The 26,792-nt window shown below is 67.9% G+C and carries 22 protein-coding genes; 5 read left to right on the forward strand and 17 right to left on the reverse strand.

Annotated features, from left to right (window positions below; all coding sequences use genetic code 11):
• From Y706_RS25735 to Y706_RS0115330, 7 genes are all read right to left on the reverse strand, one after another.
• The coding region (locus Y706_RS25735) for a diguanylate cyclase domain-containing protein (RefSeq protein WP_156945165.1) at positions 1 to 401 on the reverse strand (401 nt) is incomplete at its 3' end.
• Positions 304 to 1,446 carry a sensor domain-containing diguanylate cyclase gene (locus tag Y706_RS27545; protein WP_052355083.1) on the reverse strand — a complete coding sequence of 381 codons (1,143 nt, stop codon included), beginning with the start codon at positions 1,444 to 1,446 and terminating at the stop codon, positions 304 to 306. The genes Y706_RS25735 and Y706_RS27545, both read right to left, overlap by 98 nt.
• A gap of 166 nt (positions 1,447 to 1,612) precedes the next feature.
• Entirely contained in the window at positions 1,613 to 3,748 is a 2,136-nt protein-coding gene (locus Y706_RS0115305; protein WP_043436246.1) for a putative bifunctional diguanylate cyclase/phosphodiesterase, read from the reverse strand.
• A gap of 104 nt (positions 3,749 to 3,852) precedes the next feature.
• A complete protein-coding gene (locus Y706_RS0115310; protein WP_253906806.1) occupies positions 3,853 to 6,126 on the reverse strand; it encodes a putative bifunctional diguanylate cyclase/phosphodiesterase in 2,274 nt (757 codons plus the stop codon).
• A gap of 148 nt (positions 6,127 to 6,274) precedes the next feature.
• Positions 6,275 to 7,447 carry a glycosyltransferase family 4 protein gene (locus Y706_RS0115315; protein ID WP_028277286.1) on the reverse strand — a complete coding sequence of 391 codons (1,173 nt, stop codon included), beginning with the start codon at positions 7,445 to 7,447 and terminating at the stop codon, positions 6,275 to 6,277.
• A gap of 410 nt (positions 7,448 to 7,857) precedes the next feature.
• Positions 7,858 to 8,097 carry a hypothetical protein gene (locus Y706_RS0115325; RefSeq protein ID WP_143264731.1) on the reverse strand — a complete coding sequence of 80 codons (240 nt, stop codon included), beginning with the start codon at positions 8,095 to 8,097 and terminating at the stop codon, positions 7,858 to 7,860.
• Positions 8,098 to 8,163: 66 nt separating this feature from the next.
• On the reverse strand, positions 8,164 to 9,600 hold the full coding sequence (locus tag Y706_RS0115330; RefSeq protein WP_028277288.1) for a flotillin family protein: 1,437 nt from the start codon (positions 9,598 to 9,600) through the stop codon (positions 8,164 to 8,166).
• A 336-nt stretch (positions 9,601 to 9,936) separates the two neighbouring features.
• Here Y706_RS0115330 and Y706_RS0115335 point away from each other — a divergent pair, with 336 nt between their 5' ends.
• Positions 9,937 to 11,430, forward strand: coding sequence for a phenylacetate--CoA ligase family protein (locus Y706_RS0115335; RefSeq protein WP_028277289.1), 1,494 nt, complete (start codon positions 9,937 to 9,939; stop codon positions 11,428 to 11,430).
• 32 nt (positions 11,431 to 11,462) lie between these two features.
• On the opposite strand, the gene Y706_RS0115340 is transcribed toward Y706_RS0115335, so the two are convergent.
• Entirely contained in the window at positions 11,463 to 12,374 is a 912-nt protein-coding gene (locus Y706_RS0115340; RefSeq protein WP_028277290.1) for an HNH endonuclease, read from the reverse strand.
• On the reverse strand, positions 12,371 to 13,597 hold the full coding sequence (locus Y706_RS0115345; protein WP_028277291.1) for a serine hydrolase domain-containing protein: 1,227 nt from the start codon (positions 13,595 to 13,597) through the stop codon (positions 12,371 to 12,373). Before Y706_RS0115345 ends, Y706_RS0115340 begins: the two co-directional genes overlap by 4 nt.
• Before the next feature lie 254 nt (positions 13,598 to 13,851).
• Here Y706_RS0115345 and Y706_RS0115350 point away from each other — a divergent pair, with 254 nt between their 5' ends.
• Positions 13,852 to 14,289 (forward strand): VOC family protein, encoded by a 438-nt coding sequence (locus Y706_RS0115350; RefSeq protein WP_028277292.1) that lies wholly within the window; start codon positions 13,852 to 13,854, stop codon positions 14,287 to 14,289.
• 175 nt (positions 14,290 to 14,464) lie between these two features.
• On the forward strand, positions 14,465 to 16,159 hold the full coding sequence (locus Y706_RS0115355; protein ID WP_028277293.1) for a SulP family inorganic anion transporter: 1,695 nt from the start codon (positions 14,465 to 14,467) through the stop codon (positions 16,157 to 16,159).
• Between the two features lie 40 nt (positions 16,160 to 16,199).
• Here the strand turns inward: Y706_RS0115355 and fdxA are convergent, their stop codons facing one another.
• The 8 genes from fdxA to Y706_RS0115395 form a co-directional block, all read right to left on the reverse strand.
• On the reverse strand, positions 16,200 to 16,529 hold the full coding sequence (gene fdxA, locus Y706_RS0115360; RefSeq protein ID WP_028277294.1) for a ferredoxin: 330 nt from the start codon (positions 16,527 to 16,529) through the stop codon (positions 16,200 to 16,202).
• A gap of 6 nt (positions 16,530 to 16,535) precedes the next feature.
• Entirely contained in the window at positions 16,536 to 18,011 is a 1,476-nt protein-coding gene (locus tag Y706_RS0115365) for an aldehyde dehydrogenase family protein (protein ID WP_028277295.1), read from the reverse strand.
• Between the two features lie 56 nt (positions 18,012 to 18,067).
• Positions 18,068 to 18,856 (reverse strand): SDR family oxidoreductase, encoded by a 789-nt coding sequence (locus Y706_RS0115370; protein WP_028277296.1) that lies wholly within the window; start codon positions 18,854 to 18,856, stop codon positions 18,068 to 18,070.
• Positions 18,856 to 19,788, reverse strand: a complete 933-nt coding sequence (locus Y706_RS0115375; RefSeq protein WP_028277297.1) for a dihydrodipicolinate synthase family protein — start codon at positions 19,786 to 19,788, stop codon at positions 18,856 to 18,858. Before Y706_RS0115375 ends, Y706_RS0115370 begins: the two co-directional genes overlap by 1 nt.
• 61 nt (positions 19,789 to 19,849) lie before the next feature.
• Entirely contained in the window at positions 19,850 to 20,680 is an 831-nt protein-coding gene (locus Y706_RS0115380) for an enoyl-CoA hydratase-related protein (RefSeq protein WP_028277298.1), read from the reverse strand.
• Positions 20,677 to 21,951 (reverse strand): CaiB/BaiF CoA transferase family protein, encoded by a 1,275-nt coding sequence (locus Y706_RS0115385; RefSeq protein WP_028277299.1) that lies wholly within the window; start codon positions 21,949 to 21,951, stop codon positions 20,677 to 20,679. Before Y706_RS0115385 ends, Y706_RS0115380 begins: the two co-directional genes overlap by 4 nt.
• Positions 21,948 to 23,330, reverse strand: a complete 1,383-nt coding sequence (locus tag Y706_RS0115390; RefSeq protein ID WP_028277300.1) for an FAD-dependent oxidoreductase — start codon at positions 23,328 to 23,330, stop codon at positions 21,948 to 21,950. The genes Y706_RS0115385 and Y706_RS0115390 overlap by 4 nt, the downstream gene beginning before the upstream one ends.
• A 266-nt stretch (positions 23,331 to 23,596) precedes the next feature.
• Positions 23,597 to 24,205 carry a helix-turn-helix domain-containing protein gene (locus Y706_RS0115395; protein ID WP_028277301.1) on the reverse strand — a complete coding sequence of 203 codons (609 nt, stop codon included), beginning with the start codon at positions 24,203 to 24,205 and terminating at the stop codon, positions 23,597 to 23,599.
• A gap of 590 nt (positions 24,206 to 24,795) precedes the next feature.
• Here Y706_RS0115395 and Y706_RS0115400 point away from each other — a divergent pair.
• Together Y706_RS0115400 and Y706_RS0115405 are read left to right on the forward strand one after the other, a co-directional pair.
• Positions 24,796 to 26,100: an MFS transporter gene (locus tag Y706_RS0115400; protein ID WP_028277302.1), complete on the forward strand. Its 1,305-nt coding sequence runs from the start codon at positions 24,796 to 24,798 to the stop codon at positions 26,098 to 26,100.
• A 106-nt stretch (positions 26,101 to 26,206) separates the two neighbouring features.
• Complete coding sequence (locus Y706_RS0115405; RefSeq protein ID WP_028277303.1) at positions 26,207 to 26,716, forward strand: cytidine/deoxycytidylate deaminase family protein; 510 nt, start codon at positions 26,207 to 26,209, stop codon at positions 26,714 to 26,716.
• The last annotated feature ends 76 nt before the right edge of the window (positions 26,717 to 26,792 follow it).

A 26,792-nucleotide genomic window follows, 5' to 3' on the forward strand; every position in this document is an offset into this window, starting at 1 on the left:
GCGTCGGCCTGCCGCAGCAGTTCCGCGCCGTCCAGCGTCTGCCCCGACTTCGACGCCAGGCCCATGCTGACGCCGGGCCGGACCATGGAGCCGCCCACGCGCAGGGGGGCGTAGAGGGACTCGGCGATCCGTTTGGCCACCGCGTCCGCGTTGAGGCATTCGGTGAGCAGCACCGCGAACTCGTCGCCGCCGAGCCGGGCCACCGTGTCATGCGGGCGGACGCAGTTGCGCAGCCTGGATGCCACCTCCACCAGCAGTTCATCGGCCGCGGAGCGTCCCAGCACGTCATTGAGGTGCTTGAAGTCATCGAGGTTCAGCAGCAGGATGTCCACCGGATCCGGGCGGCGCAGGGCCGCGGCGAGCCGCTCGTTGAAGAGGGGGCCGTTGGGCAGCGCCGTCAAGGGGTCGCGGAGCGAGCCCGCCTTGAGTTCGTCGTCGTGCTCGGCAAACGCCGCAGGAGCGGCAGCCGCCGGACCTCCGGAAAGGGAAGGCCTGCCGCAGCAGTTCCGCGCCGTCCAGCGTCTGCCCCGACTTCGACGCCAGGCCCATGCTGACGCCGGGCCGGACCATGGAGCCGCCCACGCGCAGGGGGGCGTAGAGGGACTCGGCGATCCGTTTGGCCACCGCGTCCGCGTTGAGGCATTCGGTGAGCAGCACCGCGAACTCGTCGCCGCCGAGCCGGGCCACCGTGTCATGCGGGCGGACGCAGTTGCGCAGCCTGGATGCCACCTCCACCAGCAGTTCATCGGCCGCGGAGCGTCCCAGCACGTCATTGAGGTGCTTGAAGTCATCGAGGTTCAGCAGCAGGATGTCCACCGGATCCGGGCGGCGCAGGGCCGCGGCGAGCCGCTCGTTGAAGAGGGGGCCGTTGGGCAGCGCCGTCAAGGGGTCGCGGAGCGAGCCCGCCTTGAGTTCGTCGTCGTGCTCGGCAAACGCCGCAGGAGCGGCAGCCGCCGGACCTCCGGAAAGGGAAGCTCCCGCCGCACCCGAAGTACGACGGCGGGCAAAGTCGCCGCTGAGGGTGCGCCCAGCGCTGCCGGCGCCCGGGCTCCGGCCTGCGGCGCCGCGGATCGAGAGGGCCACGGACGTCCCGGCGTCGGCCGCTCCGGCCGCGGCGGGGACCAGCGAGCACGTGATCTCGACCGGGAGTTCCGTGCCGTCGGCGCGGCGGCCCGAGCCCGCGAACGGGAAGCCTGCGAACGGGGAGCCGGCGGACGGGGAGCCGGGGCTTGCGGCCTTGGCCAGCCCGGCCAGGACGCCGTGGAATTCCTCCCGCGAGGCCTCGGCCAGGAGCATGCTGTGGTCCGCGCCGAGCAGTTGCGCCCGGGGGTAGCCGAAGAGCCGTTCCGCGGCCGCGTTGAGGAAGGAAATGGCTCCGTCCTGGGCGACTAGCAAAAGTGCGTCCGGGCTGTACTCCAGCAGTTGTTGTGCGAAACCAGCTTCCACGATGTCTAACAGCCCCCCGGCGAAGAATACGGATAGCGGGCACCTTGCGGAAAGCAGGGCGCACTGCGCTGACTGAATCATATGCGGTGCGGGCTCCCCGGACGTGATGGCCATCATGCCGCCACCAAATGTGTCGAACGCGCCGGCTGCGCCGGTACCAGCCCTGCTACCCGGGCAGCGGCACGCCCTCGAGGTCGGCGATGGCCGCCGCGGAGTTCCGGATGGCGTTGTGCCTGGCCGCCCCGGGTTCCGGGCGGGAGAAGAGGAAGCCCTGCAGGGCATCGCAGCCGTGGTCCATGAGGTAGCGTGCCTGGGCCGGTGTCTCGATGCCCTCGGCCGTGACCTTCAGCCCCAGGCTTCGGGCCATGTGGATCATGGAGGTGAGGATGGGCAGCTTTTCGACGCCGGTCTGCAGCATGGACACAAAGGACTTGTCGATCTTCACCACATCCACCGGCAGGTCCTGCAGGCGGCCCAGCGAGGAATAGCCGGTCCCGAAGTCGTCCAGGGCAACCCGGATGCCGGCCTCGCGCAGGGTCTCGAGCTGGCCGATCACGTGGGAATGGGCGTCGAAGAACACGCTCTCGGTCACCTCCAGGACCAGCTGGCACGGGTCCACGCCGCTCCACGCCGCAATGTCCAGGACGCGCTCGGCGAAGTCCCGGTGCTGCAGCTGCACGCCGGAGACGTTGACGGCCAGGCTTCGGAACGGGTCCTCCGCGAGCCACTCGGCGAGCTCGGTGCAGCTGCGTCTGAGCACCTCGGCACCGATTTCGCGGATCAGGCCGCTGCGTTCGGCGGTCTCGATGAATTCGTCCGGCGGGATCAGTTCGCCGTCCCATTCCCAGCGGGCCAGGGCCTCGAACTGCACCACCTCGAGCCGGTCGCTGGAGATGACGGGCTGGTAATGGACCGTGATTTGCCCCAGCTCCACCGCCCGCCGCAGCCCGGCCGTGAGCTGGGTGCGCTCCAGCAGCGCGGCCAGCATCTCGGGCCGGAAGTGCACATAGCAGTTCTTCCCGGCCTCCTTGGCCGCGTACATGGCCAAGTCCGCCTGCCGGAGCAGTTCCGACGACGTCTCGGTGCCCGCGTCGCGCGACGCCACGCCCAGGCTCAGGCCGGGCCGCATGAGGGTTCCCTCGATGGAGACCGGGGCGTTCAGGGTGCTGACCACACGCTGGGCCACGCCGTCGGCGTCCCGGCAGCCGACCAGCAGGACCACGAACTCGTCCCCGCCCAGCCGGGCGACGGTGCCGTGCGGACCCACGCAGTTCTGGAGCCGGCGGGAAATTTCGACCAGCATCTCGTCCCCGGCATGGTGGCCGAGGACGTCGTTGACTTCCTTGAAGTCGTCCAGGTCCAGGAGCAGCACGTGCACCGGTTCCGGGGTCAGCAGCGCCGCGGCGGCCCGTTCGTTGAAGAGCATCCGGTTGGCCAGCCCGGTGAGCGGGTCCTGAAACGCGAGTTCCTTGAGCTTGCCGGCCTGCTCGGCCAGTTCGTCCATGGCGCGGCGGGCCTGGTCCTGGGCGCGCCGGCGTGAGGTGATGTCCCGGAAGTTCCAGATCCGTCCCACGATCGCGTCCGCCACCTTCTGCGGGCGCGAGTACAGCTCCACTGTGCGGCCGTCGGCGAACTCGAGGATGTCGTGGCTCTGCATCAGGTTGTCCGCGTAGAGCGCTGCAACCTTTTGCAGGAAGGAGTCGGGATCCACCAGCTGGTCTGCGATGAACCGCGCCAGCGCGTCGGGGTCCTCGGCCGCGATCAGTTCCGGCGGCATACCCCACAGCAACAGAAACTGGTCGTTGATCCCGGTGATTTGGCCTTCGCTGGAGAGCACGACGATACCGTCCGACGTCGATTCCAGCGTGGCGTCCACGAGGGAGAGGGCCAGCCGCCGGCCGGAATCGGGGTCGTTGCGGTGCTCGGCGTCGCGGACGGCGACCGCCATGGCCGTGCCGCCGTCGACACTCACCAGCGAGCACGTGATCTCCAAGGCGAGGTCCGAACCGTCGCGGTGCAGTCCGGCGGCCGCGAACGGACGGCTTCCGGCCGGGCTTTTGCGTCCCAGCCGGCCGAAGACCCGCAGGAAGCCGCTGTGGGCTTCCTCCGAGAGCAGGATGGTGTGCTGAACGCCGAGGAGTTCCTCGCGGGGGTAGCCGAACAGCCGTTCCGCGGCCGAATTCACGAAGGCGATGGTCCCGTCCGCGGTCAGCAGCAGAAACGCATCAGGACCCTGTTCCAGCAGGTCTTCACCAAATCCAGTTCCCACGACGATACCGGCCCCCAAGCGACGGAAGTTCATAGAGCGATGATGTTCCCGGCCGAGGTGCCCGGAGCAATGCGTTTCACTGAATCATAGGGTCCACCGGTCCCGTGTCCAGCACATCGGCCACGGAACTTTGCGGGTCACCGGTTGCCGGGCACCCGATCGCCCCGCAGCGCGGCGATGGCCAGGGCAGCCCGGTCCAGCGCGGGCTGGAGCGTGGCCTCCGGCTGGGGGCCCGAAAACAGGAAACCCTGCAGGGAATCGCAGTGCAGACTCATTAGGTAGCGGGCCTGGGCGGCCGTTTCCACGCCCTCCGCGGTGACGGTCAGTCCCAGTCCGTGGGCCATCCCGATCATGGCGTTCAGGATGGGCAGCTGCTCGGTGCCGTTGTTGATCATGGACACAAACGACTGGTCGATCTTCAGTGTGTCCACGGGCAGGCCCTGCAGGCGTCCCAGGGAGGAGAAGCCGGTGCCGAAGTCGTCCAGCGCCACGTGGGCGCCGGCCGCGCGCAGGGTCATGAGCTGCTGGATGACGTGGCAGTCGTCTTCGAAGAAGACGCTCTCCGTGACCTCCAGGATCAGCTGGCGCGGGTCCACGCCACAGGATTCCGTGACGGCCATGACCAGCTCGGCGAAGTCCCCGTGCTGCAGCTGGACACCGGAGACGTTCACGGCCAGGGACCGGGTGGAGTCCTCGTCCAGCCAGGGTTTGAGCTCCGTGCAGCCGCGCAGCAACACTTCGGTGCCGATCTCGACAATGAGGCCGCTGCGTTCCGCCGCCGGAATGAAATGCTTGGGCGGGACGAGCGCGCCGTCGCGCACCCAGCGGGCCAGAGCCTCGACCTTTGTCACGGTCCCGCTGCCGGCGGAGACGATCGGCTGGTAGTGGACGGCGATCTGTCCGCTGTCCACGGCGCGCCGCAGGCCGGCCTCGAGGTCGTTGCGGTCCACGAGGGCCTTCATCATTTCCGGCTTGAAGCGCATGTACCGGTTCTTCCCGGCGGTCTTCGCGGCGTACATTGCGACGTCGGCACGGCGCAGGAGCTCGGAGGCGTCCACGGCGGCCTCGCCGATCGAGGCGAGCCCCAGGCTGAGGCTGGGCCGCAGCATGGTGCCGTCGATCCACACCGGGACGCGCAGCGAGTCGACGATCCGGGCTGCGACCGCCTCGGGCTCCAGCGAGTCGAGCAGGAGCACCACGAACTCGTCGCCGCCCAGCCGGGCCACGATGTCGCTCGGGCGCACGCACGCGCGCAGCCGCCGGCCGACCTCAATGAGCATCTGGTCCCCGGCGTGGTGGCCAAGGATGTCGTTGACTTCCTTGAAGTCGTCCAGGTCCAGGAGCAGGACGTCGACGGCGCCGCCGTGCTGGTCCGCCAGGGCGCTGGCGAGGCGGTCGTTGAACAGCTGGCGGTTGGACAGCCCGGTCAATCCGTCCCGGAAGGCCAGCGCTTTCAGCTGTGCGGACTGTGCGGCGAGGTCTGCCATGGCACGGGTGATCCGGTCCTGGGCCACCTTGGCCGCGGTCACATCCCGGAAGCTCCACACCCGTCCGACCACCTGGTCCGCGACTTTCTGCGGGCGGGAATAGCGTTCAAAGGTCCGGCCGTCGCGGAATTCCAGGATGTCGTGGCTTTCCGCCGCGGGATCGGCGTAGAGGGCCTCGACCTTCTCGACGAACTGGGCCGGATCCCGCAACTGGTCCAGGACGTAGGCCATGACCGCCTCGTCCTCCCCGGTGGCCAGCATCTCCCGAGGGATGCCCCACATGGTGACGAACTGATTGTTGACGCCGGCGATCTCGCCGTCGCTGCTGACCACGAGGATGCCGTCGGCGGTGGATTCGAGCGTCGCGCTCAGCAGCGACATGGCCTCGCGGAGGCTGTCATCGTTCTCCGGCCGGTGCGAGGTGTCCCGGACCGCGGCGATCATGCTCGCGGTTCCTTTACCAGACCCGTCCCGGGCGCCTGTACCGGTGAAGAAAATAGATCCGGCCACCTCGGCCTGGAACTCCGTACCGTCCCGCCGCACCCCGTAAGCCTCCACGGGGGCAGTGTCAGTGTCAGTTCCGGCGGCAGCGGCGTCGCCGTCGGGGTGGGCGCCGCGGCGGAGGTTGAAGAACAGCCGCTCGAGGCCGTTCCGGAACCCCTCGGCCAGGAGCATGCGGTGGTCCGAGCCCACGAGTTCCCCGCGGGCGTACCCGAACATGCGCTCCGCGGCGGTGTTGACCATCCTGATGGTCCCGTCCTCGGCCACCACCAGCAGCGCATCGGGGCTGGATTCCACCAGGTCCCCGTAGCCCGGGACCGCGGCGGATACTTCCTGGGGGACTGTCGTTGGGACTGTGCCGGGGGCTTCCTCCGGGTACGACGACGCCGTCACCCGGCTACCGCCGTGCGAACCTGAGACCACCAACGAGACATTTAGAACCCTCCCATCGGGAAATCATAGGCGCCGGAAGCCTCCCTTGGGTGTCAAGAGGGTGTCAACACGTGGGCGGGGCCGGATCCGAGCCCGTGGCGGAGAACCAACCGCCCCGTTGCGCTATCACCTAGGTTGCTTAAAACCCCGGTTTGGCAGCCCTAAGCGATAGGGCAACGCGGGGGGAGCGGCCCACCTGGGACTCGCCGATCACGGCCTTGTAGTGGCGAACGAGTTCGGCGCCGAGCACGGACCACGTCCGGCCCTGGACCGAGGCGTGCGCGGCCGCGGCGAACGCTCGGCGCTTGGCGTCGTCGCCCATCAGGTCCATCACCCGGGCACGGAACCCGGCGAGGTCGCCGGGCTCGTACAGCCAGCCGGTCCGCGAGTTCTCCACGAGGTCCAGCGGGCCGCCGCGGCCCGTGGCCACCACCGGCACCCCGGACGCCATGGCCTCCTGGATGGTCTGGCAAAATGTCTCGAACTCGCCGGGATGGACGAAGAGATCAAAGGACGCCACCGCCCGGGCGAGGTGGTCGCCGCCGAGGAAACCGGTGAAGACCGCCTGCGGCAGCGCAGCCTCCAGGGCGGCCCGCTGGGGCCCGTCACCGACGATCACCAGCCGCGTCCCGGGAACATCCGCCAGCACCGCCAGATCCTCCACCTGCTTCTCCGCCGCCAGCCGGCCCACGTAGCCGATGAGGCGCTCGCCGCCGGGCGCCACGGAAGCCCGCCAGCCGGCGTCGCGCTTCGCTGGGTTGAACCGCTGCGTGTCCACGCCGCGCCGCCACATGTCCACGCGCGGAATGCCGCGGCCGCGGAGCTGGTTGAGCGCGAACGTGGAAGGGACCAGGGTGCGCGAGGCCAGCAGGTGGATCTGGTCCACCCGGCTCCAGGCCCAGTTCTCCAGGAAGGGGACGCCGTAGCGGCCCGCATAGCCGGGGACCTCGGTCTGGTAGATGGCGACCGTGGGGATGCCGAGCTGGTGGGCGGCCTGCGCTGCCCGCCAGCCGAGCACGAACGGGGACGCGAGGTGCACGACGTCGGGCGCGTAGTCGGCAAGGATTCGCTTGACCCGATACACACCGCCCATCGCCACCCGCAGATTCGCGTAGCCGGCCAGCGGGACCGAGGGGAGCCGGAGGACGTGGGCGCCACAGACCTCGTCCGGTACATCCGTGTCCTGCGTGGACGGCGCGATCACCAGCACCTCGTCCCCGCGCTCCTGCAGATGCTCCAGCACGCGCAGGATGGAGTGGGTGACCCCGTTCATGAGCGGCAGGAATGATTCGGCGACGATTGCGATCCTCACCCCTCCACGGTGCGGGCGGCGGTTTGCGGCGCGGGGGAGCAGGCGTGGCCGGGAGGGGAAGAGTGGGTGAACAGGCGGGCGAACTCAGGAGGGAACCAGGCGGGCGAACTCAGGAGGGAACGCCACAGGGCGCGCAGAAAGGCGGGCGGTTGCCGGGAACTAGTCGGGCGCCCCCACGTGGGCGCAGTCCAGCGCGGCCATGCGTCCACGGCGCAAACCCCACCAAGCAGCGGTGCCGGACGGCATGACGAAAGTCGAGCTACAGCGGGTCGGGCCAGTTGCCGACCGGGAAGCGGGCACGGATGCCGGAAACCGGACCGCAACGCGCACGCTTGTTGCCTTCCATCAGAAATACCTCCAGAGGCTACGGAACTTCAGAATACGCCCGTCGCCTCCTACCGTCCAGAGGGTCAATCGGCCTTGAGGACATCCGGAAGTTCGTCCACAAACACCGTCTGCGGCGGCTCAAAATAGATGACCAGGACCTGCTCGCCCACGGCGAAAACGCTGGTCTTGTCGAACGGGTGCGCGTGGAACGCACTGGTTCCGCCGCGGACCGGCAGCATGACCTCGCCGATGGTGCCCGGACCGATCCGTCCGGTGACGCGGCCGATCTTTCCGGTCAGGCTCCGGTCAACATCCTTATGCATCAGAACCCCAGCACATCAGCATCCCAGTACATCAGATCCTCCGGTTCCCCGCGCGCATTCCCGCCCCTACGCCTCAGGCGCCTTCGCGGGCCGTTTCCCGCCATCCCGGGTGTTTTTGAGGGCGGTGGAGAGCGCCGGGAGGTAGTCGCCCACCTGTGCCAAAATACCGCCGATCATCCGGTTGACCCCTTCGCCGCCGTTGAGGACGGTCATCTGGCCGACGTGCGCGAACGGTTCGGCCGCCGCCGCCACGATCGCCGGCATGTTCTCGGCGAGCTGCTGGGAGATGACGGCGTCCTGGTTGGTGCCCAGTGCTTCGGCGCGGGCCTTGATGCCCTCTGCCTCGGCCAGTGCCTTGGCCTTGATGGCGGAGGCGGCGGCATCGCCGCGGGCCTTCGTGGCGGCGGCCTCGGCTTCGCCGGTGACCTTGGTGGCCCCTGCCGCTGATGCTGCCGCCGTCGCGTTCGCCTGCGCCTGCACTTCGGTCCGCCGGGCGTTGGCCTGGGCCTCGAGCTCGGTGCGCCGGGCCAGCGCCTCGGCCGCGCTGATGTCCGCGGATTTCTGGCCTTCCGCGTCGGTGCGCTTGGCGTACGCCCTGGCGTCGGCGGGCTTGCGAACGGTGGTCTGCAGTTTCTGTTCCTCCCGGTCGGCCTCGAGCTTTGCCACCTCGGTTTCCTGGACCACCACCTGCTGGCGGGCCGTCGCGTCGGCCAGCGGCCCGGCCTGGGCCGCGTTCGCCTTGGCGCGCTCGGCATTGGCCTGCGCCTCGGACTGCCGGATCGCGGACAGGCTCCGGGCGTCGGCAATCAAGGCCTCGGCCTCCGCTTCCTTTTCCGCCGCCTCGCGGTTCCGGGTGGCCTCTGCGATGCGGGCCTCCATCTTGACCATGGCGATGTGCGGTTTGGCGATGTTCTGGATGTAGCCTGTGGGATCCTGCAGGTCCTTGATCTGCAGGGAATCGACCACGAGCCCCAGCTTCTCCATTTCGACGCCGCTGGCGCTGCGGACCTGGGAGGCCAGCTTGTCGCGCTCGCGGATGATTTCCTCGACCGTCATGCTGCCGATGATCGAGCGCAGGTGGCCTTCGAAGACGTTGTACACCTGGCTTTCCATCTTGGGCTGCTGGCCCAGGAACCGCCGCGCGGCGTTGGCAATGAACGGCGGGGCATCGCCGATTTTGTAGATGACCACGCCGTCGACAATCACCTGGATGCCCTGGGAGGTGACGCAGGAGACCTTGAGTTCGGTTTCGTTCAGCGTCAGGGACAGCGGCCGCACCGTCTGCAGGCCCGGCAGCACCAGGGCCCCCTTGCCCGTGACGATCTTGAAGTCCATCCCTTCACGGGTTTCCAGCGTGCCGCGCGTCAGGCCGGAGATAATGAGGGCCTCGTTCGGTTCCGCCACCTTCCACATCAGTTTTGTTGCCACCCAAATGACGCCGACGACGGCGACCGCCCCCAGGATGATCGAAATGAGCGGATACAAAAATGACAAGTCCGGCATAACCAGGTCCTTTCACGGCGGTGGAAAAGATATTAAGCAAAGCCCCAAACGATGCTGCTGGTAGTCCCCGGCCGGCCTGGAGGCAGGAATTCCCACGCCGCCCAGCCAGCTGTTGTACACAGTCTGTGGTGCTCCCCGCCGGGAAGTCCAGCATTTGGGCATTTAGGCAGGCGAGCCGGTGCCTAAAGCCCCTGTTGGGAGCCTTCGCCGCCGTGCCAGCGTGGGAGAGGGTGCGGGCGTGGACGAGCCTGCAGGGTGGGCGGTGGTGGAACGGCGGATGCCAGGCGCGCCGGACCCGCGAAGGGGTGATGGGTGATGCGTGGCTCTCCCCTCGGGATGACACGGACGGCCGGGATCGCGTGGGACATCTGGCGGGCCGGTCGGGCAAGCCAGGATGAGATCGACCGCCGGCAGCGCGACCGGCTCGCCGCGCTGGTTGAGTGCGCACGGTCCTCCTCGCCCTTCTACCGCAGGCTGTACCGGGACGTCCCGGACATGGTCGCGGACAGGGTCTCGGACACCGGCACGGACCGGGTCCAGGACCTGGGCAGGTATTTAGGGGAGCTGCCTCCGGTGGGCAAACGCGAGCTCATGGAGAACTTCGATGACTGGGTGACCGATCCCCACATCACGCTCGCCGGGCTGAAGCAAGACTTGCTCGATGACCCGTCGCGGATCGGCGGCCTCTACCGCGGACAGTACCTCGTGGTGACGACGTCGGGGTCCACCGGTGAACCCGCGGTCCTGGTCCATGACCCGACCTCGCAGTTGGTGGCCAGTCTCCTGGGCCCGATCCGCGAACGGCGGACCCTGATGGCGGCCAAGGGGGCGCGGGCTTTCCTGCACCGGGGGCTGCGGGCCGCGGCGCTGATCGCGGACGGGGACCACTTTGCCGGCGTCGTGCTGACCGAATCCGCGCGGCGGCGCAGCCCCCGCATCGCCCGCCGGGTGCGCGTATTCTCCGTGCTCCGGCCGCTCCCGGACCTCGTGGCGGACCTCAACGACTTCCAGCCGACTGTGCTTTACGGGTATCCGAGCGCCATGGTGCAACTGGCCGCCGAACAGAAGGCGGGACGGCTACGGATTCATCCGCTCCTGGCGGTCGCGTCCGGGGAGAGCCTGGCAGCCCACGCCGCGGCCGAGATCGAGGCGGCCCTCGGCTGCCGGGTTACTGAGCGATACCTTGCCTCCGAGGCGCTCGCCCTGACCAGCCGCTGCCGGCAGGGGCTGCTGCACGTCAACGCGGACTGGAACATCGTGGAGCCGGTGGACGACGCCTTCCGGCCCGTCCCGCCCGGCGAACTCTCCCACACGGTGCTGGTCACCAACCTGGCCAACCGGGTCCAGCCGCTCATCCGGTACAACCTGGGCGACCGGGTGCAGCTGGCTGCCGGCCCATGCGCCTGTGGCAGCCCGTTCCCCACACTGCGGGTCGAGGGCCGCAGCGGCGACGTGCTGAGCTTCGCTGCCGCCGACAGGGCAACGTTGGGCGGGGCCATGTTGGAAGGGACAAAGTTGGAAGGGGCAAGGTCGGACGGTGCAGTGCCGGCCGGCAAAGTGGTCACCGTGCTGCCGTTGGCGCTGGGCACGGTGATCGAGGAGACCGCCGGGGTCCGCCGGTTCCAGGCGATCCGCACCGGGCCGCGCTCGCTCACCGTGCGGCTCGAGCTCTGGCCGGAGGCCGCGACGGCGCCCGTGCGGACGGCGGTGGGGGAGCGCCTGGGTGTGTTCTTCGCGGCCCAGGGCGCCGCCGGCGTCGACGTCCGGTTTAGCGATGAGCCGCCCCGGCCGGACCGCAGCGGCAAGTTCCGCGAGGTGTGGTCCGCCTGAGCCGGCTACTGCTGTCGCGGCTGTTAGGGCTGTTAGTGCTGTTCCAGGATCCGCCGGGCGTCCTGCTGGGCCTGGAGCTGCTCCGGGGTCACGGACTGTCCGGTCAGGAACCCGGCGGCGGCCATGATCCGGCGCAGCTCCGCGACGCTGCGCGGGGTCCGTACCCCGTGGTGCGCCATGGCGTGGCAGTTGGCGCAGAGCGGGACGAGGTCTGTGATGGGGTCCAGTTCATACGCGCTGCCCAGCTGTGATGCCGGGACCAGGTGGTGGACCGGGATGAAGTCCTTGCCGATCTCGCCGTAGGCGATTTCAAACGAGAATCCGCACGCGGCGCAGCTGGTCCCGTGGTGGGCGACGCAGACCCGCCGGGCGTCCGGACTGTGTTCGTACTTGTTTACTTCGACCCGGGTGACCGCCGCCGCCGGGACGGTGCCGGGCACGGGCTGGGTGGGGTCAGCCGGCACCGGGCCAAACTCACCCCAGAGGCCGCGGAGCAGGGGTTCGACGGCGGGGTCGACGGCCAGCGCGGGACCATGAACTGCTTCCCAGTCGATGCCGGGCACGGCCTCGGCGAGGACCCCGGCCGGGATCTGGTCGCCGGCGGGCAGGAGGGCGTCGAAGTCCACCTGGAGGTAGAGCGGGGATGGGGACTGTGCGCCGGGCTGTGCGCCGGCCTGTGCGGCGCTCGCGGAGTCCGGTGCCTGGGCGCGGGGAGCCGGCCGTTCTGAGACGATGATGCCGTGGCCGATCAGGCCGCGTCCGTGGCGGCCCTGGAGCACCAGCCACGCGTCCGTGCCGGCGGCGTTTCCGGCGTCGCTGTCGAGAGACGTCCCGACGTCCCAGCTGGCCAGGTGCCGGCCTGTTTCGGCGACCTCTTCCAGCACAGCCGGGTAGGTCCAATCGTTCCATTCGTCGGGGTCCCAGACGAGGATGATTGCTGTCATCTGCCCATTGTCGCAGTGCCCGGACTGCCTGCGGCATTGTTGAGCGGCCCGGTCGGCCCGGTCATGCACGTGGCGTTGAGGGTGTCCTCCGCGATGGACTCCATCTGGTGCAGAATGTGGGTGTCCCCGCGTGGGAGCGGTTCCGGCGGGTAGGCCACGGCCATGGTGAGCTGCCGGGTTCCGTCCGCGCTGGTCATGGTGATGGTACCGTAGCCGGGCACGTCGCCGGGATGGCCGTAGTAGAAGTCGTTGGTGCACAAATCGTTCCAGCGGACCACGCCGAGCCCGTACCTGGCGTAGAGCGGGCTCTCCATTTGCGTGATCGTGGCCGGCTTGAGCAGCTTGTTCTGCAGCAGCGCCCGGTAGAACGTATTCACGTCCGCCACGGAGGACACCATGCCGCCGGCGGCGTTGTCGATCTGGGCGGCCGGATAGGTGACGTCCAGTTGTTTGCGGTCCAGCGCGATGTAGCCGTGGACCATGGACGACGGCGCCGGCCCGGCCGCCGTCATCAAGGTCTCGCTCAAGCCCAGCGGCTCGATGATGTCGGTGCTGATCACCTCGCCGATCCGCCGGCCGCTGAGGCGCTCGACGATCAGCGCCAGGGCAATGTAGTTCGAGTTGGAGTATTCAAATCCCTGGGCCAGCTTCGCCTGCCAGGAGATCCGCCCCGCCATGGCCAGCAGATCCGCCAGGCTCACCTTGGTGGTCAGGGCTTCGCGCACCGTGGCCGGATCGAACAACGGCCCGTCCACCGACGGCATGCCGGAGCGGTGCTGCAGCAGCTGGCGGACGGTGACCGGTCCCGGCGGGTGCATCACCTTGTTGAACTCCGGCAGGTAGGTGCTGACCGGCGCATCCAGTTCCAGCCGGCCCTCCTCGGCCAGTTTGAGCACGCAGACGGCCACCATGGACTTGGTGACGCCGCCGATGTGCACCGGGTCCGTTATCTCGGCCCGGGACGGGCTGTTCAGGTTTCGGACCCCGTAGGCCGCGGACCACTCGTCCCCGCCGACGCGGACCTGGATGAGGACGGCCGGGGCGCCGTCGTCGAGCAATCTCCTGCCGAACTGTTCGAGCACGGCCCGGTAGCCGGAATCGGGCGACACCGGCGCCGGCGGTTTCGGCCCGGGGACGCAGCCGCCGAGGGCGGCCGTAAGCACGACGGCGAGGATTGCGGCCGTGAGCCGGCGGGATTTTGCGCGGATCCAGACCATCGGCATGAGGGTCCTTCTTGCAGGTCGGGAGTGCAGTCAGGGCAGGAGAATGCCCCCAGCCAGGCACAGTCCTAATGCTTGTGATGCTCCTCAGGCAGACATCAGTCGACCAGAGCCATAAGTCACGGGTATGGATTCGACGTTGCCTGCGACATTCCGAGATCGCGGGCAACCGGCGCAGCGGGCTCAAAGCATTCGACCATCCATATAGTCCCGGCCCGGCACTGGAGCTATTCGGTCCGTCTTGGTAGCTTCAACGCATGGCCATCAAACTTGAAAACGTCGGTATTGCGGTTCGTGACCTCGAAGCAACAATCGCCTTTTTCACCGACCTCGGTCTCACCGTCGTCGGCCGTGATACCGTCAGCGGCGAGTGGACCGACACTGCCGTCGGACTTGATGGCAACCACGCCAAGATTGCGATGCTCCAGACCCCGGACGGTCATGGTCGACTTGAGCTCTTCGAGTACATCCACCCTCAAGCGATCGAGTCGAACCCAACCCGTCCCAACGACATCGGCATGCACCGCGTGGCCTTCTCGGTTGACGACATCGACGAGGCTCTTGAGGTAGCTGCGAAGCACGGATGCCGTCCGCTACGCGGTGTGGCGACCTACGGTGACGTCTACAAACTCACCTACCTCCGAGGTCCCAGCGGAATCCTCGTGATGCTCGCCGAGAAACTGAAAAAAGACTGACACCCGGATCGGCCCGATTAGCCTGTGAATCGCAGCCATGCGATCGAGCTGATTGGCGGCCCATCCGGGTCAGTATTCACCAGAGTCAAACCGGCAGCTCACAGTTATCTGCGCAAGGCTGGGGTCGCCCGATGATGGAATGGCGAGCAGGGGCGTGATGGGACATGATCAGAAGATGCGCCGATCCGGAAGGACTGCATTCTGGGCGGTCCCGCCGGCCCTGCGTGGCTACAGGATCGAGTGGCTGCGCCACGACTTGGTGGCCGGCGCCGCGCTCTTCGCGATCTTGGTCCCCGCTGGCATGGCGTACGCCCAGGCCGCCGGCCTTCCACCGGTGACCGGCCTGTACGCGACGGTAGTGCCCCTGCTTGTCTACGCGGCAGTCGGGCCATCGCGTGTGCTGGTGCTGGGCCCGGATTCCGCGCTCGCTCCGATGATCGTGGCAGCCTTGATTCCCTTGGCCGCGGATAACGAGCAGAAATCCGTGGCTCTGGCCGGTCTCCTCGCCATACTGATTGGCGGCATCCTGCTGCTCGGCTCAGTGCTGAGGTTGGGAATCGTCACTGGACTGCTGTCGAAGCCCATCCGGCTCGGCTATCTCAACGGCATCGCCTTGCTGGTGGCCGTGTCCCAGCTTCCCACCCTCCTGGGAATCTCCGTGGAAGGCGGTACACCCTGGGAAAAACTCATCGCCGCCGCGCCGAAGGTGCTTGCCGGCGAGACCAATTTGACGGCACTCCTGCTCGGCTTGGTCTCGCTGGCGCTCATCTGGGTTCCCCGCCGGCTGAAATGGAAGGTTCCGGGCGTGCTCATTGCGGTGGTTGTGTCCTGCCTCGCCGTGGCCGTGCTGGGACTCGAAGAGCGTTTGGCGGTCACAGGTGCCCTCCCGCAGGGGCTCCCTGCACCGGCCCTGGGCGGAATTGGCTGGGCCGACGTCCTGACCCTGTTGCCCGCCGCCGCCGCGATCGCCCTCATCGTCTTCGTTGATACCGGAACCCTGGCCCAATCCCTGGCGGCCGCAGAGGGCGGCAGGGTATCCGGCAACCGTGAAATGGCAGCCCTGGGCGCGGCGAACGCTGCCACCGGGCTGCTCGGTGGCTTCCCGGTGTCGGCCAGCACGTCCCGCACGCCGGTGGCAGTCGAGTCCGGGGCGAAATCCCAGCTCACGGGGGCCGTAGGCGCTGTCCTGGTGCTCGGCTTCATGCTCGTGGCGCCTGGCGTCACCGAGTTCCTGCCGGCCACAACCCTTGCAGCCATTGTCATCGCCGCAGCCGCCGCAATAGCCGATCCGGCCGGTGTGCGACGGCTCATCGGCATGAGCCGCAGTGAATCGCTGGTGATGCTCGCGGCCTTCCTGGGGGTGACCATACTGGGCGTCCTCCCGGGCATCGCCGTTGCCATCGGCTTGGCAATTCTGGACTTCCTACGGCAGGCCTGGGACCCCTACCGTGCTGAACTGGTGGACGTGCCCGGGATCCCGGGGTACCACGACGTGAGCCGTCATCCGGAAGGGGACCGCATCCCCGGCCTGTTGATCCTGCGCTTCGACGCACCGCTGTTCTTCGGCAACGGAGCCTTGCTGGGGTCCTTCGTGCGCAACGAACTGGACCAGGCGGCGGACGGCACAGAACGCGTGGTGCTGGCGGCAGAACCAGTGACGGGAATCGACACGACTGCACTGGACGAGTTGGTGCAGCTTGACGAATGGCTGGACCGGCACGGCGTGGACCTGGTGTTCGCCGAGCTCAAAGACCCGGTCAAAGACAGATTGTTGCAGTACGGCATGGGCGCCCGCTTTTCTCCCGAACATTTCTACCCAACAGTGAGCGAAGCAGTGAGGGCGTTCCAACGGGAGAAAAGGGAGGGGTAGGGAACGCTATCCCCGGTCATCAACCAGTTCAGTCACGGGCTCAGCCGACGGCGCGTGCGCCTAGAGGCGCACGCGCCACCACAGGGTGGTCGCGGTGCAGGTTTCCGAGGGCTGAGGCGCCCTGCGGCGACCCCAGTTCCTCGAAGAACTCCACGTTGGCGCGCACGTAGTCGGCCCACTCGTCCGGGACATCGTCCGAGTAGTAGATCGCCTCGACCGGGCAGACGGGATCGCAGGCGCCGCAGTCCACGCATTCGGACGGGTGGATGTAGAGCGAGCGTTCACCCTCATAGATGCAGTCCACCGGGCATTCGTCGATGCAGGCCTTGTCCTTGACGTCCACACAGGGCTGGGCGATCACGTACGTCACGGCTGGCTACACACCCGTGTAGACGGTCTTGCCCCACGTGAAGAAGTCCAGCGCGGACTTCCCCTGTTCGCGGAACGTGTTGGTGGAGGAGTCCTTGACTCCGCCGAACGGCACGTTCAGGTCCAGGCCCGCCGTCGGACGGTTGACCTTGATGACCCCGGCCTGGGCGCGGGCGGCGAAGTCGGAGGAGAACGCCAGGGAGTCGGTGCAGATACCGGCGGTCAGGCCGTAGCGGGAGTCGTTGATCGCGGCGAGCCCGGCCTCGTAGTCCGGGACCTCGAGGACGGCCACGACGGGTCCGAAGATCTCTTCGGTCGCGGCGGCATCGTCGAAGGGCAGGTCCGTGAGGATGGCGGCCGGGAAGAGGAAGCCGCCGTCAGTGCCGCCGTCGTACTCTCCGTGCAGCAGCGTGGCGCCGCGTTCGACGGCGGTGCGCACCGCGGCCTGGTTCTGTTTGAACTGCTGGCTGCTCACCACGGCGCCCATCTTTGCGGCCTCGAGGCCGTCGCCGGCGGTGTACTGCGCGGCTTCCTCGGTGAGGGCCGCCAGGAATTCCTCGCGGATGCCGGGCGTGACGTAGACGCGGGACGTGGCGGTACAGGCCTGGCCGGTGAGGCCGAACGCGCCGGCCGCCACCACCTGGGCGGCCTTGCGGGGATCGGCGTCGTCCAGGACCAGCACGCCGTTCTTGCCGCCCATTTCCAGCTGGACCCGGGCGCGGCGGGCGTTGAGGATCTCCTGCAGCCCGAGCCCGACGTTGGTGGAGCCGGTGAAGGACAACCCGGCGATGCGGGGATCGCGGGCCAGGGCGTCGCCCACCACGCGGCCCTTGCCGTGGACCACGTTGAACACGCCGGCGGGCAGCCCGGCGTCCTGCAGGGCGCGGGCCAGGTGCGTGGCGGAGAGCGGGGTGAGCTCGGCCGGCTTGATGACCACGGCGTTGCCGCTGATCAGCGCCGGCGCGGACTTCCAGGCCGGGATGGCGATAGGGAAGTTCCACGGCGTGATGAGCCCGACGACGCCGAGAGCCTCGCGGCGGGTGGTGATGGTGGTGTCCGGCAGGCCGCTGGGCAGCACCTCGCCGGTGGCGGCCCAGCCGAGGGAACCGAAGAAGCGCAGCACGTCGGAGGCGCGCTTGACCTCGCCCTTGGCCTCGGCGAGGGTCTTGCCCTCTTCACGGACGAGGTCCTCGGCGATGGCGGTCTGGCGCTCCAGGAGCAGGTTGCCGGCGGCCATCAGGATGGCGCCGCGCGACGGGGCGGGCATGGCTGCCCAGGCCGGCTGCGCGGCGGCGGCGGCGGTGATGGCGGCGTCGACGTCGGCTGCGGTGCCGCTGGGGGAGAGGGCGGCGAGCTCGCCCGGGCGGGCCGGGTTCATCCGCTCGGTGTCCGCCCCGCCGAGCCATTCGCCGTTGATCAGGTGCCGGGCGGTGAGGAGGTCCCGGGCTGTTGCGGTTGAGGTGTCTGTGTCGGTGGAAGTCATGGTGTTCCTTCGTGAGAGTCGGAGCAGGGTGTGTGCTGAGCGTTCAGCGCCTATGGCTAGAGCCCGCGGATCAGGCCGCCGTCGCAGCGCAGTGCCACGCCGGTGATGTAGGAGGCCGGGGCGCTGCAGAGGAACGCCGCGGCGGCGCCGAATTCCTCGGGTTCGCCGTAGCGGCGGGCGGGGATGGTCTTGCGGGATTCGAGCTGGATTTCCTCAGGCGTGGTGCCGCGCCGTTTGGCGGCGGCCTGGTCCAGTTCCGCGACCCGGTCCGTGGCGATGCGTCCGGGAAGGAGCATGTTGACCGTGACGGCGTCCAGCGCGACCTCGGCGGCGAGGGTCTTGAGGTAGCCGGCCAGCGCCGCGCGGCCGGTGTTGGACACGGCCAGGTTCGGCAGTGGTGCCATGACGCCGCTCGACCCGACGGCCAGGATCCGGCCCCAGCGCCGTTCCCGCATGCCCGGCAGGATGTGCGAGACCAGGGCGTGGTGCGGTTTGACGAGTTGTTCGAACGCCGCGGCGATGTCGTCCGCGCCGAGCGTGGCGGCCGCGCCGGGCTTCGGCCCGGGACCGTTGAGGACCAGGATGTCGATGGGCCCGAGTTCCGCGACTGTCCGTTCGACGGCGGCGGCCACGCCCTCGGCGGTGCTGAGGTCCGCTTCGATGGCGACGGCGCCCGGTCCGTGGGCGTCCGTCAGTTCGGCCACGATCTCCTTGGCGCGGACTTCGCGCCGGCCGGTGATGGCCACCCGGACGCCTTCGGCGGCGAGGGCCCGGGCGATGGCGAGGCCCAGGCCGCCGGTCGAGGCGGCCACAAAGGCGGTCTTCCCGCTGATTCCGAAATCCATCAGTTCCTCCCCGCCGTGGTCAGCACGGCGGCCGGGTTCGGGCCGAGGGCCTCGGCGGCCTCGGCCAGGTGCGTGCGCAGCCCGGTCCGGAGAAACTCCGGCAACGCGGCGGCCGGTGCCCGAACGCCGGCGTCGGCGATGAGTCCTCGCTGGTGCAGGCATTCCTTGCGGATGGCCAGCGCGATTTTCGCCTGCTGCTCGAAGTTGATCAGGGGCAGGTAGGGCAGCAGGGCATCGCGGGCGGCCTCGTAGCCGTCTTTCTGCCAGGCCCGCACGCAGGCGATGAGCGCTTCCGGGTAGGAGAAACCGGTCATCGCCCCCGCGGCGCCGGCCAGGAGCTCGTCCAGCAGCCCCTGGCCGCCGAGGCCGCCGAAGACAGAGACGTCGAGGGCTGCGGTGAGGTGCCCGATCGCCACGGAGGTGGGCGGGGCCTCGGCCTTGACCGCGGTGACGAAGCCGCAGGCCTGCACCACGGCAATGAGCGCCTCGGTGCTGATGTGGACGCCGCTGGCCAGCGGGTAGTCCTGCAGTACGACGTTGGCGCCGGTGGACTGGTGGATGGCGTTCAGGTGCGCGATGACCACACCGGGGTTGGCGGAGTTGGCCTGGACCATGACGGCCGACAGCCGGTCCCCGGTGGCGGCCTGGATGGAACGGATTTCTTCGACGGCCGTGCCGGTGAAGAGGGAAGTCACTCCCACCACGAGGGGCAGGCGCGTTTCCTCCATGACCACTTCCAGGACCAGGCTGCGCTCGGCCGCCGTCAGGGCCGCGGCCTCGCCGAACACGCCCAGGACCGTGAGGCCCGTGGCGCCGATCGACTCGTAGTAGCCCACGAGCCCGGCCAGGCTGTCCGTGTCGACATCCAGGGTGCTGCCCTGGAACGGTGTGGCGACGACGCCCCACACGCCGGGTGTCAGTGACTCCCGCATTGGTTTCTCCTTCTAAGCTCTTGTTGTTCTTCGAGCGGCTAAATGTCGGGCCGTGGAACGGCTAGCGGCCCGGCCAGTGCGGGGCGCGCTTCTCCTGGAAGGCGCGGACGCCCTCGGCGGAGTCTTCGCTGTCCAGCGCCGCCATGAGGGCGGGGAGCCGGAGGCCGCGGGCCTCGGTGGCGGTCAGGTGCGCGGTCTGCGAGACCATCTGCTTGACCGCCCGGACCGAGGTGGGGGCGCAGGCGAGGATTTGGTCCACCCAGCGCTGTACCGCGGCGTCGAGCTCATCCGCGGGGACCACCTCATTGACCAGGCCCATGGACTGCATCTCTGTGGCCTCGGCCTTCCGCCCGGTCAGGAGCATGCCCATTGCCTGGGTGTACGGGATCCGGCGCACCAGCTGGTGGATGCCGCCGTCGAGCGCCAGACGCCCCACGCGCGGTTCCGTCAGCCCGAAGCGGGCCGTGTCCGCGGCGATCACGATGTCCGCGCCGAGCACGATCTCCATGCCGCCGCCGAGCGCGTAACCGTTGACCCGGGCGATCACCGGGATGTCCAGCGTGGTGCGCAGGCTGAGCCCGCCGAAGCCGTTCGGGTCCAGGCCCGCCCAGTATTCGAGCCCGGTCTTGTCCACGGCGGAGGCGGACATATCCGCGCCGACGCAGAATGCCCGGGTTCCGGCGCCCGTGATGACCACGGCGCGGACGTCCGGATCGGCTTCGAGCTGGTCCCAGATCTCGTTGAGCCGGGCCTGCGCGCCGCCGTCGACGGCGTTGAGCACGTGCTGGCGGTCGATGACCACGGTGGCGACGTGGTTCTCGATGGTCAGGGTGACCTGGTCAACGGCGGTGGGAACTGAGGCGGTCGTCCCGGCCTCTGAAACGGCGGTCACCGAAGCACCCCCAGCTGCTGCAGGCGCTCGATGGTCTCGGCGTCGAAGCCGTTCTCCAGCAGCACCTCAACGTTGTGTTCGCCGAGGCGCGGGGCCACCCGGCGGATGGTGGGCGGGGTGGCGGAGAGCCGGATGGGCGCGTTGAGCATCTTCACGGTGCCGACGCCGGGGTGTTCGGCCTCGACGATCATGTTGTTGGCGTGTGTCTGCGCATCGGCCAGGGTCTGCTCCAGGGTGTGGACCGGGGCGTTGAGCAGCCCCTGGTCTTCGAGCCGGGAGGTCCAGTATTCGGTGGTGTTGGTGGCCATGCGCTCGCGGAAGATCGCCTGCAGTGCCGGCTTGTGCTTGAACTGCTGTTCGAGGTTGGCGAACTCGGGCCGCAGCGTGAGGTCCTCGTCCAGGCCCAGGGCCTCGGAAATGCGCAGCAGCGGGTCCGGCGTGAAGCCGCCCACCATGCAGACGGCGCCGTCGGTGGTTTCAAAGACGCCGCTAAGCGGCATGGCGCCCCAGTTGACCTCGTAGCCGCGGTTGAGCTGCATGCAGGCCTCCTGCATCTGCAGGTGCAGCATGGAGTCGTACATGGTCACCTCCACCTTCTGCCCGACGCCGGCGGACTCGCGGGTGCGCAGTGCCAGCAGGATGCCCTGCATGAGGTGCATGCCCGTGATGTAGTCGCACAGCGTGGTGGGGTAGATGGCCGGCTTCATGTCATCCGACTCGCGCCGCCACATGACACCGGAGTAGGCCTGGGCGATCGCGTCCTGGCCGCCCTTGTGCGAGTAGGGGCCCTCGGGGCCGAATCCGGTGCCGGAGGCCCAGATGATGCCCGGGTTCTGCTCCTTCAGGTCCTCGTAGCCGAAGCCCATCCGCTCCATGACGCCGGAGCGGAAGTTGCTGACCACGACGTCCGCGTCGGCGAGCAGCCGGCGGAGGACGGCTTTGCCCTCATCGGTGCGGGTGTCCACCGAGATGCTGCGCTTGTTCCGGTTGATGGACAGGAAGATCGGGTTGTCCTGGCCGTCCTTGTCCGGGAACGAGTTGCGGGAGATGTCCCCGGCGCCGGGGCGTTCCACTTTGATGATGTCCGCGCCGTAGTCGCCCAGCAGCTGGGTGCAGGACGGGCCCATAAACACCTGGGTGAAGTCCACGATCTTGATGCCATCCAGGGGGAGCGGTGTGCCAGCCGGCTGTGCCTCTGTCCCGGCGGCGGTTGCCGCCGTCGTGCCTTCTGCTGTTGTGCCTGAGAACAGGTCGTCGATGACGGTGCTCATGCCCCCACCACCGCGTCCACGTCAAGGGTGGCGTTCGACGACGGGACGTCGCCCGGGTCGGCGCCGTGCCGGCGCATGCCCTGCTGGATGTCCAGGGCGGAGACGTCGCGGACGAGGGTGCCGTTCTGGATCGCCAGCGCGGCGGCGACGCCGACTGCCTGGCCCATGGCCATGCAGGGCGGGATCTCGCGGGACATCTTCTGGGCCTCGGGGGTGGCGGAGTAGTGCCGGCCCGCGACGAGCAGCTGGTCAACTTCCTTGGGCAGCAGCGAGCGGAACGGGTAGTAGTAGTCGCGGCCGCGGGCCACGGTGTCGGCGAAGTGGCGGCGGGAAGTGACATCTTCCTTCGTCATGACGTACTCGCCTTCGAGCAGGCGGGTCTGGCGCACGCCCATCTGGGACGCGACGTCGAGCATGTAGCAGTTCTCGAAGCCGGGCAGGTTGGCGCGGACATAGTCCACGGCCTCGGTGATGCGGTCCCGCGCGGCGAACTCGGCGGCCGTCATGTCCGCCGGGTCGACGCCGTCGAAGCCGGTCATGTGCGGTGCGTTGCACCAGACGACGCCGTCGATGGGGGTCTTGAGCCACCACAGTTCCCAGGCGCCGCCGAGGAGGCGCTTGATCTTGCGGTTGATGGCGCGGGCTTCCTTCGGGTTGGCCTGTTCGAAGGCCTCCGCGGCGTTGGTGTCCACGTTGCCCAGGCGGAAGACGAGCGTGGTGAGGTAGCTGTCCTTGACGTAGCTGGCGCCGGCCCGGGAGGCGACGTCGATGTCGCCGGTGGTGTCGATGACGATGTCGGCCATGAAGGCCTGCGGGCCGGACTTGGTCTCGCAGATGACGCCCTTCATGACGCCGTTGTCCACGATGGGGCGGGAGAACCAGGAGTGCAGGCGCAGGTTGACGCCGGCCTCGCGGACGAGGTCGTTGGAGACACGCTTCCAGCCGTCCGGGTCGAAAGCGGCGGCGTAGCAGACCGGTTTGGGGGTGGTGTGGGAGTGGAAGTCGAAGGTGCCGTAGCGGCCCCACTTGTTCCACAGTTCCTCGGAGGTCTTGCGGTCATCGGCCGGCGGGACGATCGCCAGGCCCAGCTTCTGCAGCCGCTCGACGTACTCGGAGACGATGCCGGTGACCGTGATTTCCTGGCCGTTGATCATGTCATCGAGCACGAGGACCATGCCGCCGGAGGCGAGGCCGCCCAGGGAGGAGTAGCGTTCCAGCAGCGTGACAGAGGCGCCCGAGCGGGCCGCGGTGACGGCTGCGGCCACGCCTGCGGGGCCACCGCCGACGACGAGGACGTCGGAGCGGGAGATGACAGGGGCGGTGAGGTCCGCCGTGGTGGTGCTGAGTTCCAGCGACGACATGGCTGTGGACGGGTTCATGGGGGATCCTTACTGTTTCGGCCGAAGTGCCGTTAGAGGCGTGCCGTGGGAACGGGTGCCGTTGGAACGGTGCCGGTGACGTAGAAGACGGTGCCCGGCAGTAACGCGGCAACGCTGACCGCGACATCGACCCGGCAGAGGGTATGACGCATCGCGGCCCGTTGCGGGCCGTGGTGCGGGCTGTTGGTGGGGTTCCGGCGGACACCGCGGTATAGAAAAGAGGCGTCCGGACCGGAGAGAGGGTGACGGCGGCTAGGGCCGGCGGATCACCACGCGTGAGGTGCGTTAACCCAGATTGCTACGCAGACCTCTTCGTAGCTGTTCTTGTACCAGTGGGGCGTATCCGAGGAGAAGGTGATCGAGTCGCCTTCTTCCAGGGTGTACTTCTCGCCGTCCAGGAAGATGTCCTTCCGGCCGGAGAGCACGATGCCGAATTCCTCGCCGCTGTGCCGGAAAGGAGTGGCGCTGGTGTCGTGGCCTGGCGGACTCACGATCCATTGGGCCTCCAGCGCACCGTTGAGGTCCGGGGTGAGCAGTTCATAGACTGCTTCACCTACGGACTTCTTGGTGACGCCCTTGAGGTTCCGCCGCTCGGCCTTGCGGACCACGGGGGACCTGGTTTCCTCCTGTCCGAGGAAGAACTTCCCCACCGGAATGTCCAGGCCGTGTGCCAGCTGCGCCAAGGTGGTGAAAGAGGGATTGGCCAGGCCGCGTTCGATCTGGCTGACGATCGCCGGGCTGAGGCCAGTGACTTCCGAGAGCTTCGCGAGGGTCATTCCTTTGTCCTTGCGCATGTTGCGGACCTTGTTGCCGACGGTGGCAAGAAGGACGCTTGTGCCGGCGGGGGAATGTCCCGTGACGATTTCGTTGGTCATGCTCCGACTCTCTCTTGGTGAGCTAACACACATAACTATAGTGAAAACTTTTAGCGAATCAAGGTTTTGCTGAATATTTTTACGGTTCCGGACTGAATCTGCGCCTGACGTGGGGCTTTGTGATCCGGCCTGGGCCCGGCCTGCCGCGGGCGGACAGGACTTCTCCGAAAACCATTGACTCTGTGAAGATCTTCAATATAGTTGTGTGAGCCGCAACACTTTGGGCAGGAACGCTTCAAACAGGTTAGGGTGCACAGCCTTCTGGCGGAAGGTGCATCCGACCCGCGAACCCGTTCCTTTCCTTAAGCAAAGCTGCCGTGACATCTGCCAAGCCATCCGCAGAGCACGATGTTGGCCGGTCACCAGGGACCAGTTCCTTGTTGCCGAGCTGGATGGCCCGTTTGCATTCAAGCGCTACGAAGAGGCATGCGTAGCTATCTGGGCTAACTCGCCTCCCATGTGGCGAGCCGGTCCCGCCCCGCGGACCAAGCCAAACGATAGTTTCGATTGCCGGCGACCCCAACAGGGGTGCCCGCCGGCAATCCGTACCCTCACGCACCCCGAAAGTGCGGGGGAAGGAAAAAGGAATCATGACTGACACTGTCGTCAAGACTGACCTGGAGACCGGCCGCAAGTCCCGGCTATCTCCGGAAGTCCGCCGGGGACTGCTCGGCCTTGGACTTGGAAACACCCTGGAATGGTACGACTGGATGGTCTTCGGCCTGCTGTCGGCCTTCATCGGACCCAAGTTCTTCCCGTCGCAGGACCCCGTTGCCGCGACGCTGAGCGCGCTGGCAGTCTTTGCCGTCGGCTTCGCGTTCCGTCCGCTGGGCGGCATCCTGCTCGGCACCTTCGCCGACAGGATCGGACGACGGCGGGTAATGCTCTGGTCCATCATGATGATGGCGATCACCACCCTGATCATTGCCGTGTCGCCGACCTATGACCAGATTGGCCCCGCGGCCGGCGTCATCCTGCTGGTCTGCCGCATCGTTCAGGGCATCTCCACCGGTGTCGAAGCTCCGTTGTCCACCGCCCACGCTGTCGAACTCGTCCCCGAAGGACGCGAGGGCTTTGTCGCCGGCATCATCTCCTTCTACGTCAACGCAGGCATCCTGCTCGCCTCGCTGGTCAGCTACCTCTCGTCCCTGATGCTCGGTGGGGCCGTCATGGCCGACTGGGGATGGCGTGTGCCGTTCATCGTCGGCGCAGCCTTCGGCTTCGTCGTTGTCTACCTTCGCCGGACGCTTCCGGAAACCATGAGGCCGGAAGAACTGGCGAACAACTCCGCCAAGACCGTCTGGGGTGGAGTGCGCAAGCACTGGCTCAGCGTCCTGGCCATCACCTTCGTCGTCGGCGCTGCGCAGGCCTACAACTACGCCTGGAACACCGGCCTCCCGACGGCGGCCCGCACCGGCTTCAAGGAGGACGCAACCGCCGTCTTCGCGCTCACCACCATCCTCGGCGTCGTGCTGGTTGTCGGCAGCCTCATCATCAGCAAGGTCGCTGACGGCAAGTCGATGTCCAAGTGGTTCCTGATCACCCGTGCCCTGGCCATTCCGTCCGTCTTCCTGATGCTGATGTACGTCAAGCCCGGCATCGCCGGCTTCGCGGCCGTGCTCCTCGGCGGCTCGGTTGTGCTGGTCCTGAACATGACGCTGTACAACGTGGTCACCAGCTCCCTGATGCCGAAGGGTTGCCGCGGCGCCGGCACCGCGCTCGGCTACGGCCTAGGCGTCGCCCTCTTCGGTGGCACGGCCTCCTACCTCCTGGTCTGGCTCCAGTCCATGAACGCCTCCTGGATCTTCCCCGTTTACGTGGCCGTCCTGTCGGCGCTCAGCATCGTCTTCTACCTGCTCGCCCGGAAGAAGAACGGCATCTTCATCGGCCGGTAGAGCACGCGGCCGGCCACGACCACGGCCGGCCACGAAAACAGCCAGTTACCAAAACAGCCAGGCCAGAACACAGGCACGCAAGAACAGCGGTAAGCAGGAACGGAAAGTGGGAACCCTCATGAACGCCAGTCGCCCGGACACAAACGGTTTGCAGGCAAACGTGATCTCCTTTGATCTCGACGCCTCCGACGTGGAGCTTTACGAGGCAGCGCGCGCGCTGTTGCTCACCGCCCACCACAGCGAGAACCACCGGGTGGCGGCCGCCATGCGCGGTGAATCGGGGGCCATCTATCTCGGACTGCACCTTGGCGCCAAGCGCATCAATGTGTGCGCCGAATCCAGCGCCCTCGCCAATGCCCGCATGGCCCAGGAGCCAGCAATCCACTCCGTGGTAGCCGTCAGCATGGACGGGCAGGGACACCCCCAAGTCACCAACCCGTGCGGCCTCTGCCGGGAGCTGCTGCGTTCTTACGGAACCGAGACGTCTGTACTGGTCGATGCCGGGGGCGAGGTGGGCAAGGTCCGGATCAAGGAACTGCTGCCCTTTCCCTGGATGCGTGCCACCGAAACGGAGTGGGACACTGTTCCGCCCCGCGTTCAGGAACACGCAAGCTAGCGAGCCGCCGCGGCACCCGCATCATCACCGGCGGCAACGGCAGCGGCAGGGCATCACGGAAGGCCGGGACTCACAA

This window comes from Arthrobacter sp. I3, assembly GCF_000520575.1.
In the GTDB taxonomy this organism is placed as follows: Bacteria; Actinomycetota; Actinomycetes; order Actinomycetales; family Micrococcaceae; genus Arthrobacter; species Arthrobacter humicola_A.